16 protein-coding genes and 2 tRNA genes are annotated in these 15,662 nt (G+C 36.6%); 15 read left to right on the top strand and 3 right to left on the bottom strand.

Annotation, left to right across the window (positions count from 1 at the left end):
• Nucleotides 1–42 precede the first annotated feature (42 nt).
• The 5 genes from LGQ02_RS15115 to LGQ02_RS15095 all read left to right on the top strand — a co-directional run bounded on the left by LGQ02_RS15115 (nt 43) and on the right by LGQ02_RS15095 (nt 4,144).
• Nucleotides 43–387, top strand: a complete 345-nt coding sequence (locus tag LGQ02_RS15115; protein ID WP_226515175.1) for an ASCH domain-containing protein — start codon at nt 43–45, stop codon at nt 385–387.
• A 215-nt stretch (nt 388–602) separates the two neighbouring features.
• The gene (locus LGQ02_RS15110; protein WP_226514820.1) at nt 603–1,718 is read left to right on the top strand and encodes an IS4 family transposase; all 1,116 of its coding nucleotides are present in this window, start codon (nt 603–605) and stop codon (nt 1,716–1,718) included.
• 202 nt (nt 1,719–1,920) lie between these two features.
• Nucleotides 1,921–2,757, top strand: coding sequence for a YitT family protein (locus LGQ02_RS15105; protein WP_226515174.1), 837 nt, complete (start codon nt 1,921–1,923; stop codon nt 2,755–2,757).
• 342 nt (nt 2,758–3,099) lie between these two features.
• Nucleotides 3,100–3,264: a hypothetical protein gene (locus LGQ02_RS15100; RefSeq protein WP_226515173.1), complete on the top strand. Its 165-nt coding sequence runs from the start codon at nt 3,100–3,102 to the stop codon at nt 3,262–3,264.
• Between the two features lie 382 nt (nt 3,265–3,646).
• Complete coding sequence (locus LGQ02_RS15095; protein WP_226515099.1) at nt 3,647–4,144, top strand: DoxX family membrane protein; 498 nt, start codon at nt 3,647–3,649, stop codon at nt 4,142–4,144.
• Between the two features lie 397 nt (nt 4,145–4,541).
• Here LGQ02_RS15095 and istB read toward each other — a convergent pair whose 3' ends face one another.
• Together istB and istA are read right to left on the bottom strand one after the other, a co-directional pair.
• Entirely contained in the window at nt 4,542–5,291 is a 750-nt protein-coding gene (gene istB, locus LGQ02_RS15090) for an IS21-like element helper ATPase IstB (protein WP_226514556.1), read from the bottom strand.
• Nucleotides 5,288–6,838 (bottom strand): IS21 family transposase, encoded by a 1,551-nt coding sequence (gene istA, locus LGQ02_RS15085; RefSeq protein WP_226514555.1) that lies wholly within the window; start codon nt 6,836–6,838, stop codon nt 5,288–5,290. Before istA ends, istB begins: the two co-directional genes overlap by 4 nt.
• A 272-nt stretch (nt 6,839–7,110) precedes the next feature.
• Here istA and LGQ02_RS15080 point away from each other — a divergent pair, with 272 nt between their 5' ends.
• On the top strand, nt 7,111–7,422 hold the full coding sequence (locus LGQ02_RS15080; RefSeq protein WP_226515172.1) for a LysM peptidoglycan-binding domain-containing protein: 312 nt from the start codon (nt 7,111–7,113) through the stop codon (nt 7,420–7,422).
• Nucleotides 7,423–7,775: 353 nt separating this feature from the next.
• Nucleotides 7,776–8,957: a dicarboxylate/amino acid:cation symporter gene (locus LGQ02_RS15075; RefSeq protein WP_226515171.1), complete on the top strand. Its 1,182-nt coding sequence runs from the start codon at nt 7,776–7,778 to the stop codon at nt 8,955–8,957.
• A gap of 99 nt (nt 8,958–9,056) precedes the next feature.
• Here LGQ02_RS15075 and LGQ02_RS15070 read toward each other — a convergent pair whose 3' ends face one another.
• A complete protein-coding gene (locus LGQ02_RS15070; RefSeq protein ID WP_226515170.1) occupies nt 9,057–9,236 on the bottom strand; it encodes a small acid-soluble spore protein H in 180 nt (59 codons plus the stop codon).
• Between the two features lie 421 nt (nt 9,237–9,657).
• On the opposite strand from LGQ02_RS15070, the gene LGQ02_RS15065 reads away from it, so the two are divergent.
• From LGQ02_RS15065 to LGQ02_RS15030, 8 genes are all read left to right on the top strand, one after another.
• Complete coding sequence (locus tag LGQ02_RS15065) at nt 9,658–10,812, top strand: GerMN domain-containing protein (RefSeq protein ID WP_226515169.1); 1,155 nt, start codon at nt 9,658–9,660, stop codon at nt 10,810–10,812.
• Nucleotides 10,813–10,984: 172 nt separating this feature from the next.
• Nucleotides 10,985–11,761: a ribonuclease PH gene (gene rph / locus LGQ02_RS15060; RefSeq protein ID WP_226515168.1), complete on the top strand. Its 777-nt coding sequence runs from the start codon at nt 10,985–10,987 to the stop codon at nt 11,759–11,761.
• Complete coding sequence (locus LGQ02_RS15055) at nt 11,758–12,363, top strand: XTP/dITP diphosphatase (protein WP_226515167.1); 606 nt, start codon at nt 11,758–11,760, stop codon at nt 12,361–12,363. Before rph ends, LGQ02_RS15055 begins: the two co-directional genes overlap by 4 nt.
• Before the next feature lie 20 nt (nt 12,364–12,383).
• Nucleotides 12,384–12,899: a metallophosphoesterase family protein gene (locus LGQ02_RS15050; RefSeq protein WP_226515166.1), complete on the top strand. Its 516-nt coding sequence runs from the start codon at nt 12,384–12,386 to the stop codon at nt 12,897–12,899.
• A 343-nt stretch (nt 12,900–13,242) separates the two neighbouring features.
• Nucleotides 13,243–13,316, top strand: a tRNA-Gly gene (locus tag LGQ02_RS15045).
• 25 nt (nt 13,317–13,341) lie between these two features.
• Nucleotides 13,342–13,418 (top strand) — tRNA-Arg (locus LGQ02_RS15040).
• 797 nt (nt 13,419–14,215) lie between these two features.
• On the top strand, nt 14,216–14,401 hold the full coding sequence (locus LGQ02_RS15035) for a hypothetical protein (RefSeq protein ID WP_226515165.1): 186 nt from the start codon (nt 14,216–14,218) through the stop codon (nt 14,399–14,401).
• Between the two features lie 347 nt (nt 14,402–14,748).
• Nucleotides 14,749–15,456 (top strand): hypothetical protein, encoded by a 708-nt coding sequence (locus LGQ02_RS15030; protein WP_226515164.1) that lies wholly within the window; start codon nt 14,749–14,751, stop codon nt 15,454–15,456.
• Nucleotides 15,457–15,662 lie beyond the last annotated feature (206 nt).

Below are 15,662 nucleotides of genomic sequence, written 5' to 3'. Positions count from 1 at the left end.
GGAAATTATTGAATATTTAAACCTAAGTAAGGGCGAGTGAATATGCTGCATAGAATGAAATTACTTGATCAACCATTTAAATCTATGAAAGAAGGTAGAAAAACAGTTGAAGTACGCCTAAATGATGATAAGCGTAGGAAACTAAAAGTTGGTGACGAAATTGAATTTGTAATAATACCAAAATTAAATGAAAGCTTATTTGTAGAAATCCTTGAATTACATACTTACTCTTCGTTTAAAGAGATGTATAGTGATATTCCAGCAGAAGCTTATGATGCAAAGGGAAAATCAATACAAGAAATGGTCGAGAGCACGTATACGATTTACACACGTGAACAAGAGAGAAAGTGGGGAACGCTTGCCATAACAGTAAATGTTATTAAATAAGTTTTGTTTAGTAAGAAGAAAACATAAGTCATAATAATTTAAATGATGACAAACATGATCGTAAAATAAAAAACCACTAGTGTTGCATTAATTTAGGCTAACTATTAAAAATACTCAAAATGTTCAATAAAGTTATTTTGTGCAAAGAAAAAGTCCTTTATAATGGATAAGTCAGGTGGTAATCCCGTCCAAATCCAATAATAAAGGACCAACTCATGGATAAGATTACACGAAAAACTTCATTTGGACAATGGTTTTCACCAATAAATCTTCGATTATTTAATGAACAGGTGAAAACATTGAAATTAGATTTTTATACAAAGAAACTTACGACAGAATCATTCTTGAAATTATTACTATACGCACAGCTAGAAGAGGTAGAAAGTCTCCATGCACTGAGTGATTGTCTCTTTGATGATCAACTACAAAAAGGGATTGATCTTGATTCCATCAGTATTTCTCAGCTTTCACGACGATTGAACGGCATGAATCCAGATTTATTTCAACAGCTATTTTTGGATTTAGTTGGGCAAATACATGCCAAAACACATTACACGAAACTCATTATGCCATTAAAGATCGTTGATTCAAGCACCATGCCGTTGAATTTAACGAATCATAGATGGGCAAAATTCCGCAAAACAAAAGCTGGTGTGAAGTTACATTTGCGACTAGTTTTTATGGAAAAAGGAGTTTCATACCCTGAAAAAGCCTTGATTACAACAGCGAAGGAACACGATCGTAATCAGCTGGAAGTCATGGTTGATGACAAAGAGTGCATGTACGTGTTTGACCGTGGTTATCTCGACTATGAACGCTTCGATCGTATGACTGACGATGGCTACTTTTTCCTGTCAAGGCTAAGGAAGAACGCTGTGATACGGGTAGTTGACGACTTTATACTACCTAAAGAATCATCTGTTTTATCCGATCAAATGGTCTTGATTGGAACAACGCAAAATCGTGCTGAAAATTACTTTCGTCTTTTAAAAGTGATTGATTCTAAAGGGAATGAACTGCAACTGATCACCAATCGATTTGATTTAAGCGCCGAAGAAATTTCAGAGATGTATAAATCACGCTGGGCAATCGAATTGTTTTTCAAGTGGATAAAGCAACATCTCAGAGTCAAGAAGTTCTATGGGCAAAGCGAATGGGCAATCCAAAACCAAATATTTATTGCACTGATTGTTTATTGTCTGCATGTACTCGCTCAAATTGAGACAAATAGTAGGATAAAAACCTTGCAAATTAGCCGTTATTTAAGGGCTGCATTGTGGAAATCAGCGCATATTTGGCTTCGAAAGATTGAAGGGAAAGCCATCCCTTAACAGAGTTTTGTCATTGTCGCACTAGTCTAATTGTAAATTAATTTCCAAATGGATGGAGCCACCTTTAATTGGGTATTTACCTTTTTGGCTCTGAGAAGGTTATACAATTAAACTGAAAATTACGACACTATTTATGCAACACTAGTGATAAAAAACATATTTATGAATATGTGACGACCTTTGTGAGTTTAAGGGGGGGAGGATGACAAAGCTTTTTGAATACGTTATTTTAACATGTGGTTCGATTATTGTAGCTGCCGGACTTGAACTAATCCTAGCTCCGAATGACCTCGTTGATGGAGGTGTAACAGCAATAGCGATTATGTCGAACGCGGTGTGGGAATTACCTATTTGGGCCGTGTTTCTTGCTTTAAATATTCCAGCCTTACTATTTGCAGCAAAGTATATGGGAAGAAAGTTCGTGATTCGGACATTGTACGCGAACGTTATAACGAGTATCGGCTTGGCGTGGATGGCTCCAATGCTTCCTATTACAACATCTGAAGTATTAATTGTGTTATATGGTGGTTTCTTACTAGGTATAGGCATCGGATTAGTGGTTAAATTGGGTGGTGCAATTGACGGTACTGAAATGATTGCGATTTGGATTAATAAAAAATACCATATTCCGTTTAGCACATTTTTGTTTGCAATTAATGCAATCATATTATCCATAGCGGCTTTTATTTTTTCTTTGGAGCAAGCGATGTTCTCCGTTGCGATTTTTTTTATCGTTTCTAAAACGATTGATTTTGTATTGGACGGGTTAAATCAAGAGAAGTCGATTACAATTATTTCAGACAAACCTGAAGAAATCGGAGAAATGTTAATTAAGGATTTAGATGTGCAACTGACATATTTATATGGTGAAGGTGGTTATTTAAGAGAGCAAACAAAAGTCATTTACTGTATAACGAACAGGTTTATGTATCCTAAACTTAAAGAAAAAGTACTCTCTGTTGACCGAAATGCGGTATTAGAAGCTTCGATGGTAAATGAAACGGCAGGTATTAAACATAAAAGGTTTAATCGTTTCTAATGGTTGTAATAAAGAGATGGCGGACATAATTAAATTAGTTCAGTTTAAAGGAAGAAAATCGAAAATAACCGCTCATTTATGGAGGGAAAACGTGCCTGCATTATCTCCTTTATTTTTGTTGATATATAAGTGTTATTCAGTTGTTTTCATAAGAAACAACCATATACCTGGTAGAGTTTTTAGGAGATGGAAATAACCTTAGTCCACATGACCATGAGAAAAGACAATTACAATTCACATCAAAAGATGGTGTATTAAATAATTGTCACACGTGGAACAAGAAATTTCTTTATCGAACATTTCATTAGTGAAAATAAAGTTATTAAAGGAGATGCATTTGAAGTGATTGATATTTTATATCAGCTTTTTTCGTTCGCATTCATTTTTGGAATTATTTATTTGCTGGTTGTTCTTATTAAAAGAAATAAAACAAATAAACATCGTCTAGAAAACCTTGAAAAGAAAGTGGTTGTTATAAATGAAAAGCTAGATAAAAATAATCACTAGCTTGCGAGGAAGATGAATCAATGCTAATTGCTTCCGTCCTTGAGTTTGTGGTAAAAAAACCAGGTGCTTGGCACCTGGTTTTTTTGTTGTTAAAAGGTGCTTTTGGCGAAATACAAATGACTTTCCGCCATTAGTGGCTCATTTAACTATACGTGCACTTAGTATAGTCGAAAGTGATGTTTGTCACACTTTATTCACCAGATTGCAACGGAACGTTCACACTTGTGACGGTTTTCACAAGTGTATAGAGTATATAATATAAGTGTAAAGAGTTAGTGATCACTAATAACAACAACTTAATCAAACATGTTAATCATTTAACTGGAATGTCGGAAACCTAAGGAAATAATAAATTCATATTTTACTAGAGGAGGAATTCATCATGTTTATGGACTTTTTAAGAAATAATTCAATCGCAGCGGGGATTTTAGCAGTATTACGTGTGTATTTAGGGTGGCAATGGATGACAGCAGGTTGGTCAAAAGTAACTGGCGGTTTTGATGCATCTGGTTATTTAAATGGTGTTGTGAATAACGAAGCCGTTATCGAGCAATATCCAACGTATCACGCATTCATTGAGGGCTTTGCTTTACCGAATGCTGGGGTATTTAGTTTCATGGTCGCTTGGGGAGAGCTTTTAGTAGGAATAGGCTTACTGTTAGGGATCTTAACAACAGCAGCTGTTTTCTTCGGAATGATTATGAACTTCGCATTCATGTTTGCAGGAACAATATCATCAAATCCATTCTTAGTATTAATCAGTATCTTTGTCATCGCAGCAGGATACAACGCAGGTCGCTACGGTGGAGACCGTTGGGTAATTCCTTACATCCGACAAGTGATCTTTAAGAAAAATGCATCAGCACAATCCGCAGCTTAACAATAAAAGAAAAAAACGCCTATGATGATTACGGCCACTAGAATGTACCACTCTCGCCATGTTTTTTACCACCGAATGACAAGGATATTACCACACAACGCCAACGTGTTTACCATTGAATAAAAAAGCCCTACAGATTAACATTTTAATAATCTTGTAGGACTTTTTTACGTTCAATTAGTTAGATTTGTTATCGAAGTAGTTCTTGATCACTTTTCTGGAACCCTGCCAAATATCCTCCTCCGTCCAAGTTTGAGGAAAAGGCTCCTCACTATAGACACTCAAAAGCTCTGCTTTTAGTTCTTTAGGAAATGGATACCAGGCTTTGTATCCACTCCAATAATAGTATTCTTCTATCTTTCGCAGTTCCTTTCTCGTTAGAGTCGCCATCTTCAACTTACCCACCTAATCCATGACGCTCACGCATAGAAACATCTCCGTCTATCAGAATTTGATAGGAGTCATGGATAATACGATCAAGAATTGCTTCCGCAATTGTTTCATTCCCTAACTTTATATGCCATCCACTAGGGTCAATTTGTGAACAGAAAATCGTCGAAGCAGCTTTATGACGAGATTCTGTAATTTCTAATAGGATTGCTGCTTCATCCGTTGATAGGTCTGTCAGTAACCATTCATCAAGGATGAGTAAATCTACTTTCTTATATTTTTTGATCAATTTCCGGTAGCTGCCGTCTGCGGCTAATTTTGCGAGAGACAGTTCATCCAATAATTCCGGTAAGCGAATGTATTTAACATTATAAAATTGGCGACAAGCAGATACTCCAAAAGCCGTTGCCAAAAATGTTTTACCGGAACCAGTAGGTCCTTTCAATATGATGTTGTGACTGCTTTGGATATAGGTGCAGCCGGCCAGTTTTAATATCAAATCTTTATCTAGTCTTCGATCTTCATGATATTCCAAATCTTCAATACATGCATTTGAATTCAAAAAAGTTGCTGTCTTAATCAAGCGTTGGAGCTTATTACTCTTACGACGGGAATGTTCTAAATCGACGAGTAAACTAAAACGTTCTTCGAAACTCATCTTTTGAAATTCTTTATTTGATGATTGTTCCTTATAAGCTTCCGCCATTCCGCTTAATTTCATTTCGTGTAATTTAGTTAGTGTTTGTTCATTCATCATTTACCCGTTCCCCCGTAGTAAGAAGCTCCTCGCGTGAAGCCATGATTATTTTTGCTGATATCTGTTTGGCGTTTCAATTCTTGCTCGGCATCATTTTTTTTATTGTTCTTTAAAATCGTTTGAATACTTTTGACCGTTGGTCTTTTAGTCATAGAAATGACCATTTTACATGCACGTTCAATTTCATATTTAGTGTAACGGCGCTCAGCCTTTTTCAATGAAAATATGGACTGTAATGCCTGTTTTTCATTTTGTGAAGTATCTAAAAGATAGCGTATGACGCTCAAGGTTGATGCTCCGATAGTTTCAGCCCATTCCATTGCAGCCTCTGGCGTTTGATCCACGTATAACTTATGATTATCAGGCATGTGATCACGAATGGTGGAAGATTGTCCAAACTTCCCGTATAATCGTTTATGTGATGCCACACGCATATGATTGAAAAAGACTTCAACGAGGTGATCTGAAAGCTTCACCTCTACTTCTCGATTAATATATTCGTAGGGTACAGAATAAAACATGCTCTCGATGGAAAGATGATAATCAGGACGTACTTTTGTTTTTTTCCATTCAGACATTTTATATGGTGCAACTGGAAGGGGAGAAAGGGCAAATTTCTCCTCTTCTTCAAATGCTGATAAACGAGATCCTTTTTTTCTAGTAAAAGGACGCTGATTAAATTCATCTAATTTCTTCCGAACTTCCTCGTTCAATTCATCAATACTAAAACAATGTGTATTTCTTAATGCTGCGATAATCCATGTAGAGATAACTCCAACAGACCCTTCAACACTTGCCTTATCTTTTGGGGTACGAACCCGTGCAGGCATTACAACCGTATTGTAGTAGTCAGCCATTTCCCTATAAGTAGGATTTAAAATCAATTCACGAGTGGTATGTTTTGTCACACTCGTTTTAAGATTGTCTGGTACTACAATTTGCGTAGAGCCTCCAAAATACTTATACGCATTATTGTGAGCAGTAATCCATGACTGTGAATCCATCGATAAGGTTGCTTCCGCATAGGAGAATTGACTACACGGTAGTGTCGCAACGAAAACATACGTTTTAACCTTCTCCCCAGTATCTCTATCAATGATGAAGGCTGTGGACCCTGCCCAATCAACTTCCATTATCTCGCCTGGTTTTCTGCGTATACGCAATGTAGCTTTATACTTGTCTGCGTACCTACTATAGTGACGCAAGAAACTCCGGTACGAATAAGGAATCTTTTGATTCGCTCGACATTCAGCTTCATACTCATGATGAAGAAGTGAAAGTGTCACATTAGGCTTGGCCAACTCTTCATGAATATAATCAAAGTTCAATGGTTGCCGGCCTGAAGCTTCTAATGTTTTCTCTGGAAAAAGAAACTCCTCAATCCATTTATCCGTCATTTCTTCCTCTAACGGACAAACCAAACCCTTTTTTTCGGCTAGGTTAATTACCTCTGTTACTTTTTGACGAGAGTTACCTGTACTTGCGGTAATGCCCCTAAGGCTGATCCCCTCATCGTGCAATTCCAATATCTTTCGATAATGAATCATACAAAAATACCTCCTACATAAATAATGGCACACCCGCAGGTGTGCTCAATAATTATACAGAAGGTGAAGTGGTAAATACCTTGGCACTTACTGGTACATTCTTTGTCATTCAGTGGTAAGAACTATGTCACTGGTGGTACATTTTGTTGGCTGTAATCACTATGAACGGTTTATCCGTTATAGGCGTTTTCTTATGATTAAGTCAAGCACTGAAAATACATTTTTTACATAGGCTAATCAAAGCAAGATGTTTGAGGTTTTGAGGAGGTAAAATGATGTTGCACACCGTTCACCCCGGTGAAACTCTTTGGTCTATTGCAAATAGATATAATGTATCACTTGATGCATTGATGCAAGTAAATACGATTCATCATCCAAACATCCTTTATATCGGACAAACGCTAAGAATCCCAATCCACCCACAAACTTCAGTAAAAACGGAGCCAGTTTCTGAGGATATCGCTTTAAGAGTGTCACGTCTAGAAAAACAAGTAGGTCAGTTATCAGAGCAAGTTGAATTTCTTACACGAAGACTTCAGCCATTTGGCTTTTTACGTGAGACGATAAAGCCAAAAGGAAAATGAAAAATGGAAAAATATCATTATCCGTGTTTTAAACAAGCTTTTCTATAAAATTTTATTAATGTAAAGGTGTGTTGGGAGAATTTTGTCTTCCAATACACCCTTTATTATTATAAAATAATAACGAGTTAATCCTATACACATTTACACAAGTTCTTTTGGGAAGGACAGTTTTCCTAGTATAGATGTGATCGAAACGAATTATTGACAATAAGCTAATGTAAGCGCTTTAATCTTAATATTCTGAACATATAAATATAACTTGTATTTCTATTTTATTTTAGGCATTATTATAAATATATTTTATTTCAAAATATTTTTTAAAATCTAACAATTTACATTCAAGGGGGAATTTGATGAAGCTTATTGGAAAGTTAGTCATTGGTATTATTGCAGGTATTCTTATTGGACTATTGAACATCAACTTTGTAACCCAGTTTTTTGTCACCATTAAAGACATTTTTGGACAATTTATCGGCTTTATTATTCCGTTTATTATTTTATTCTTCATTGCTGCCGGGGTTTCGAAACTAGGAAACAAATCCGGGAAAATGGTTGGTGCTACGGTTGGTACAGCGTATGCGTCCACTATTCTAGCAGGTATCTTTGCGTTTATCATTGCGATTACTGTAATGCCACTAATCAATGCGACTGAGCGCTCAGTCCCCGAGGAAGGATCTGGAGTAGAGGGGTTTCTAGCTTTAGAGATTGAACCTCTTATGGGGGTTATTACGGCTCTTGCAATGGCATTCCTTTTCGGTATCGGTATTGCCAAAACGAACAGTCAATCATTAATGAAAATATTTGATGAAGGTAAAAATATTATTGATTTAGTCATTTCTAAAGTAATCATTCCATTTTTACCTGTATACATAGCTGGTATCTTTGTAGAACTAGCTGCAGAAGGAGCTGTTTTTGATACGTTACAAGTATTTGGTGTTGTATTACTAGTTGCGATAATTTCTCATTGGCTATGGATCACCATTCAATTTGTTACAGCAGGAACACTTACGAAGCAAAATCCATTTGCTCTTATGAAAAATATGCTTCCTGCTTATTTTACTGGATTAGGTACGATGAGTAGTGCAGCAACAATCCCTGTTACGCTTAAGCAAACGAAGAAAAATAATGTTCGAGAAGATGTTGCAAACTTTGGTGTTCCGTTATGTGCAACAATCCACCTTTCGGGTAGTGTCATTACGATCGTTGCTTGTGCTGTTGCGGTTATGCACGTGTTGGGAGACTATACTGTCCCAACTTTTGGAGAAATGCTTCCAGTAATTATGATGCTTGGTATTATTATGATTGCAGCACCAGGTGTACCCGGAGGAGCGATTATGGCTGCACTAGGAGTATTAACTACAATGTTAGGATTCGGTGAGGCAGCTATGGGATTAATGATTGCCTTATACATGGCTCAAGATAGCTTTGGTACGGCAACAAACGTTACAGGTGATGGAGCAATTAACGTCATCGTAAACCGTTTTGCTAAAAAAGAGGATGGGTCTGAAGCCTCTAATTCATCAGAGGTTGGATAAAACGATTAAATATTTCAAGATAAAAGTGTAAAAAGAAAACAAGCTTGTATCCATCGATTGGATACAAGCTTGTTTCATATATTAGAACAAATAATCGTTCTACTGCTCCATTAAGCTGTCTATTGAAACACTTTGTTTTTGTTCTGGATTATCAAGAGGGTGAATTGTTGCAACACCTTGTTGTTGGTCAACATGCTCAATATAAACCGCTTGTCCATTATAAGTGACATTTGCCATTGATTGAGAAGAAGAAATTTGCTGTGCGCGTTGTGCGTCCATTTACTGCCACCTCCTTTTTGTATGTACTAGTTTTAATCTTTGTTGTTAACGTAGTAAATATACTTAAGAAGTAAGAGGTGATTTGTTAATTAAATTCCATGAAAATAGAAAACTGCAAGTAGAACTTTGAAGTCTCAAGTAAATGGAGAGAAACAAACGGTAATGAACAAATCAGAAAACTCATGAACAATTCACGAAAATAGTGGATACCCCTCTTAATCAACGCTTTATAAAAAAGCGACCATTCCTCAATATAGCTCGCATCATTACACCAGAAAAGTTCTTTTTTTATGCACTCATTAAGCTCTTCGTTTTATATCCAAGTTTCAAAAAAATTTCTTCTACACTCGTCCAATCTATTGGTCTAATTTTTAAACAAGCTCGTATATATGATAGTACAAACTGTCAAGGAGGGGAAAGTATGCGTCGCCTAACAAAAAAATCAACGTGGCTGCTCGTTGGTCTAGCTGGGGCAGTAACACTCAGCGCATGTGGTGCTGATCCAGTCGACGAAACGTTTGAAGAGATGGATATGGATCCGCCACAAATAAACTATCTCGACGAAGATGAAGAGTTGGATCTTGAAGTGATGGAAGAGGGAATTGAAGCAATGGAAGAAGAAGTTGAAGATGAGATAGGAGAACCTTGGTCTACTGAAGAAGGAGTAGATGAAAAAGGTGGAGCTGTTGATGATGATGTAGTTGAAGAAACAGCGATGTCAGAGCTTTATTTAGTTGACAGAAATGGGTTAGTCGCACCACAAACATTTAATTTACCGGCGTCTGAAAATGATGTTGCACAAAAAGTATCATACTTAATACAAGGTGGACCAATTTCAGAGATGTTACCAAATGGTTTCCAAGCCGTATTACCACCTGGTACAGAAGTAATTAATGCTACAGTTAATCAAGGGGTTGCTACAATTAATTTTAATGAAGAATTTGCAGATTACCGTCCGGAACACGAACTTCAAGTTTTACAATCATTAACATGGACAGTAACGCAAATGGAAGGTGTTGACCGAGTAAGAATCCAAATGGATGGGGAAGATGTCGAAGAAATGCCTCAACGAGGTACGCCAATTGTAGAAGGATATACTCGTGCGCACGGGATCAACTTAGAAATGAGTGACCATGCGGACATTTCTTCAACGACATCTCTTGTTGTTTACTTCCTTGCTCAAGATAGTGAGCAAACGTATTACGTTCCAGTGACACGTCGTGTTGATCAACAAGCTGATCCTTATGAAGCTGTGATGGCTGAATTGTTAAAAGGGCCGGACATGATGTCGAACCTTCTAACAGACTTCCGTCAAGAAGTGGAACTTGTTTCTGAGCCTGTTCTTCAAAATGGAACCTTGACGTTGAACTTTAATGAGGCTGTATTAAGTCAAATGCAAGGAACGGCAATGTCTGAAAATGTGTTAAATATGATCGTCCTTTCAATGACAGAACAAAATGACGTTGAAAATGTATCTGTACAAGTTGATTCAGAAAGTACTGTACTTGTAAGTACTGGAGAAACTCTTACAGAACCCGTATCAAGACCAAGCATGGTTAATACAGGAGAATATTAAAAAGTTCTTTGTACATTTGAAATTAGCTATTCAAACGATTATCATTAAAGAGGTAGCCTATTGGCTGCCTCTTTTCATTTTTAACCCTAAGTCTCTTGATGAGAAGTGATGTTGTTAGTGAGAGAAGACTTAGATTTTTATACATATCAATGATGACAAAAGGAGTGGTTCGATGCGTCCAGACAATCGCGAAACAAATGAGTTAAGAAGCGTAGAAATCAAACCAAATTATATTAAACACCCAGAAGGATCGGTGTTAATTTCATTTGGTGATACAAAGGTGATTTGTTCAGCTAGTATCGAAGATCGTGTTCCGCCATTTTTACGTAATCAAGGTAAAGGCTGGATCACAGCGGAATATTCAATGCTTCCACGAGCAACAGAACAGCGTAATATTCGTGAATCATCAAAAGGGAAGCTAACAGGAAGAACGATGGAAATTCAACGATTAATCGGAAGAGCACTCCGTTCTGTCGTTGATTTAGATGTAATTGGCGAACGTACCATTTGGATTGACTGTGATGTCATTCAAGCTGACGGTGGTACAAGAACGGCATCGATTACTGGAGCATTTATTGCGATGTCGCTTGCTTTTGAAAAACTAATCAATGAAAAAACATTGCAAAAGAACCCAATAAAAGATTATTTAGCCGCTATTTCAGTTGGTATTGATGAGAAAAATGGTGCCATTTTAGACTTGAATTATATTGAAGACTCAGAAGCGAATGTTGATATGAATGTTATTATGACAGGAAACGGTGAGTTCGTTGAGATTCAAGGAACTGGAGAGGAAGCAACGTTTTCTCGAAAGCAGCTAAACGAAATGTTAGACCTTGCTGAAAAGGGGATTTATGAATTATTTGCTATGCAAAAAGAAGCAATCGGTGAGTTTGCAGAAAAAATTGGTGATTTACCTGTGAAAGAAGAAAATGAGGAAGCAACGTCATGAATGTAAAACAAGTTTTTATAGCAACGAAAAACCAAGGGAAAGTGAATGAATTTGCAGCTTTCTTTGAAAACAAAGGAATTACTGTCAAGTCTCTATCAGACCTTGACGAGGATATTGATGTAATAGAAGACGGTACAACTTTTGAGGAGAATGCAATCAAAAAGGCAGAAACGATCGGAAAAAGGATTAATCAAGCTGTCATCTCTGATGACTCTGGACTAGAGGTTGATGCCCTTGGTGGAAAACCAGGGATTTATTCTGCGAGATTTGCGGGTAATGAAAAAGATGACCATGCAAATAATGAAAAGCTTTTACACGAGTTAAAAGGCCTTCCAGAAGAAGAACGTCAAGCGAGATTCGTATGTGTACTGGCCGTTTATATTCCAGGCAAACAAACAAAAACGGTACGTGGAACGTGTGAAGGAATGATTGCGAAAGAGTTTTCCGGTGATCACGGTTTTGGGTATGACCCTATTTTTTATTTACCGCATTCAAACAAAACGATGGCACAATTAGAAAAACAAGAAAAAAATAAAATTAGTCACCGTGCCAATGCATTAAACATTTTAACTCATCAATGGGATGAATGGATCGAATCATAATAAAAGGGGGAGCAGAACACATGAAAGCATTAATTATGAGTGATAGTCATGGGTGGACGGAAGAAGTTCAGCAAGTTGTTGATCGCCACAAAAATGAAGTGGACGTAATGTTTCATTGTGGGGATTCAGAACTAAAAGCAGATGCTCCTTGTTTACAAAATGTACGAACAGTTAGAGGAAACTGTGATTTTGATTCTACCTTTAAAGAAGAATTGGTTGAAGAAGTAGTTGAAACACGTTTTTTTGTCGCTCATGGTCATTTATTAAATGTAAAAATGACAGAAATGAACCTTTTATTTAAAGGAGAAGAAACAGGGGCAGACATTATTTGTTATGGTCATACACATATACCTGTGGCCGTTCAGGAAAAAGGAAAGGTTATTATCAATCCGGGTAGTATGCGCCTTCCGCGGCAAGTCAAAGAAGGAACATATGTTATTTTAGAAGCTACCGATGCAACGTTTCATGTAACCTTTTTTAATATGGACGGAGAAAAAGTAGAAAATCTTAGTAAAAGTTTTTCTAAAATCGGTTGACATTTGAAGGAGGATTGTTTATATTTATATACGTCGCTGTTGAAAAACAATCCTTCTTCAAAAAAAGTTCTTGACTGATTTTCTTTTTCTAGTATAATGTATTATGTGACTCAGGGGAAGAATTGGATCTTTGATTAAGAGACATGGTAGTGCGTGCCAAGCAGTTGAAGTCTTAACAAAATTATATGCGGGTGTAGTTTAGTGGTAAAACCTCAGCCACGAGCAAATACATCGTCGAAATATCTACGAGTTGTCTCGACGGATATGGCAACAGAGCAAAAGCTAGTAGAGGAAGAGACATGTTAGTGCGTACCAAGCAGTTGAAGTCTTAACAAAATTATATGCGGGTGTAGTTTAGTGGTAAAACCTCAGCCTTCCAAGCTGATGTCGTGGGTTCGATTCCCATCACCCGCTCCATTTAAGTAAATAAATATGAATCTTTGTCCCAGTAGCTCAGCTGGATAGAGCAATGGCCTTCTAAGCCATCGGTCGGGAGTTCGAATCTCTCCTGGGACGCCATTATTACTAAAAAAACTCGATAACTACAAACGTTTGGTAGGTTAAAGGATAACTAAAGGTATTCGAACTTACATAAAACATCCTCAAAAAATGTCAATGTAAATGAACTTCTCAAATTAAATTTTGGGATTTTTTTGTATCTAAAGAAATTGGAGTATTTGATGTTTCGATTAAAACTTATGGGCTTTCTGTCAGTAGTTGTAGTGTAGAGATTCCCAATTCTCTCTCTACCCATGCGGCTTAAGTCGCATGGGTTCTAACTATATGTCTCCACAAAAGCTTCATTTGTAATCTCTCAGAGCTTTTAATTCCGTACGACATCCTCTTCGTTACTTTTGTTGTATTGTTCACACTTCTATGTAGCCATTGTTACAAGGGTACACAAATGATTGGTGTATTTCTATTTGCCCTCTTTCAAATGTATTTACTATCGTTAGGAACCAGGAAACACCTGACTCTTCCACAACGGTAAGCTACCCTTCTAAACCAGCTTTCGAATTCTCTAATGTACTTTTTTTAAACCACTGGTCTAGCGCATTTTTCACTTCATATGCCTTTCTTAACTGGCGTTCCTTTTTTTGTCTAGATTACTCCTCTTCCAGAAAGGAATGATACCCTTTTACTTGGTCAAATACATTTGTGTAGTTATACCCAAATATCTAGCACAACGTTCGAACCCTAATAGTATAAAGAGTTTATTTTTATACTGTTAAAAGGAAATGAACATCTCATTCGAGAAAAAACTATTGAGGAGAAAAGATAAGCCCAATAATATTGAAGAAAGGTGGTGGCTGTTTGTGGTCAGAGATCTCACTTTACAACAAATCGCCGAAAGCATTTCAAAGCCTTTATTGAATGCTTCAGATAAAGAATTGGAAGGTTTTCGGGAAATTATTGATGAAACGATTAAAGTAAGAGAAGCGCATATAAACTTAAAAAAACTAGTTGATGATTATTCTTCTAACAAAATTCAACGCTCGTAAAGTGTAAGCCTGTCAAATTGAATAAAAAGTTCCGTATATTACTATACACGGGCTTATTTTTGTAGGTTGGGTTGCATCCGTGTCAAAGTAATGATCAACGTTTGAAAGGCTCTCAACCAATTTTGGTTGGGGGTCGTTTCACAATTTAAAATAAAGGTTAGAAGCATGAAAAAGAATTCCGCAAGATTATATAAAACAAATTTTCATGCATTGTGTAGTCTTTATAATAAATAACACATCAACGATTATTTAACTATGAAGTGTTTTCTGTTGTGTTATATCGCTAGGCGATATAACTTACAAGCTCATCGGAAAGCCTTCACATTTAATAGGGAAGGAGGTTCGATATGCGACATGATATACAACCGAATGAACGATGTTTCTCTTCAAAGGAAGTGGCTGAAGAAGTAGAGATTGCAACAGCTACTGTTCGAAAGTATGGTCAAATTTTAGAGCGAAATGGGTATGAATTTTTTAAAGAGGGGAATAGGCGTATCTTTGTTCAAACTGACATTGAAGCGCTTATAGCGTTACGCGATACGGAAAAGCCCCTAGACGATACAGCTAAAGATCTTGTGTATCAACAAAAAGCAAGACTAGCAGGATCGATTGAAACAGAGGTAGCGCTACCCGATACAAATGAAAACCTTCCCGACGATCCAAACGATCTTAAAGAAGTATTCATGTTTTTAGCCAATGAACTCGCTGCTACACGTGAAAAGAATGATCAATTGACAAACAGTGTGTCACAGCTTAAAACAACAGTTTCTCGGCTCCAGCAAGATCATCATGATATAAGTGCTAGTATTGGAAATTCCGCTAATAAAACGCAAACTAAAATCGAAAAATTATCTGAACAACAAAAGGATCAATACGAAACATTACTGCAACAAGAAAAACAAAAAAGCGAATACTTACAAGAAGAAATACAAAATATGAGAGAAGAACAGAAGAACGTATGGCATTTACAAAACGAATTTAATAAAAAATTAGAAAAAAAGTTACAAAAACCTGAATGGAACTGGAGAAGGTTATTCTCCATATTTCGTAAATAAGGTATTTTTAGAACCGAATTGAATCTGAATCCCCTAAGGATTTTAATGTTTAGCCAAAGTAATTGTACATAACTAATTTAGACACTCTCAATTAAGAAATCCATGTTAAAATGGTCAAATTAAAATTCGGCAAACCTTGGGATAAGTATTTTTTTAAACTAAGTGATTATAAGAAATAGATGGACGGTTACTAAACCCAATTAAAA

It is taken from the genome of Bacillus shivajii, from assembly GCF_020519665.1.
Taxonomy (GTDB): domain Bacteria; phylum Bacillota; class Bacilli; order Bacillales; family Salisediminibacteriaceae; genus Bacillus_CA; species Bacillus_CA shivajii.
The sequence above is the reverse complement of the archived record's forward strand: the minus strand, read 5'-3'. Positions and strand labels throughout refer to the sequence as shown.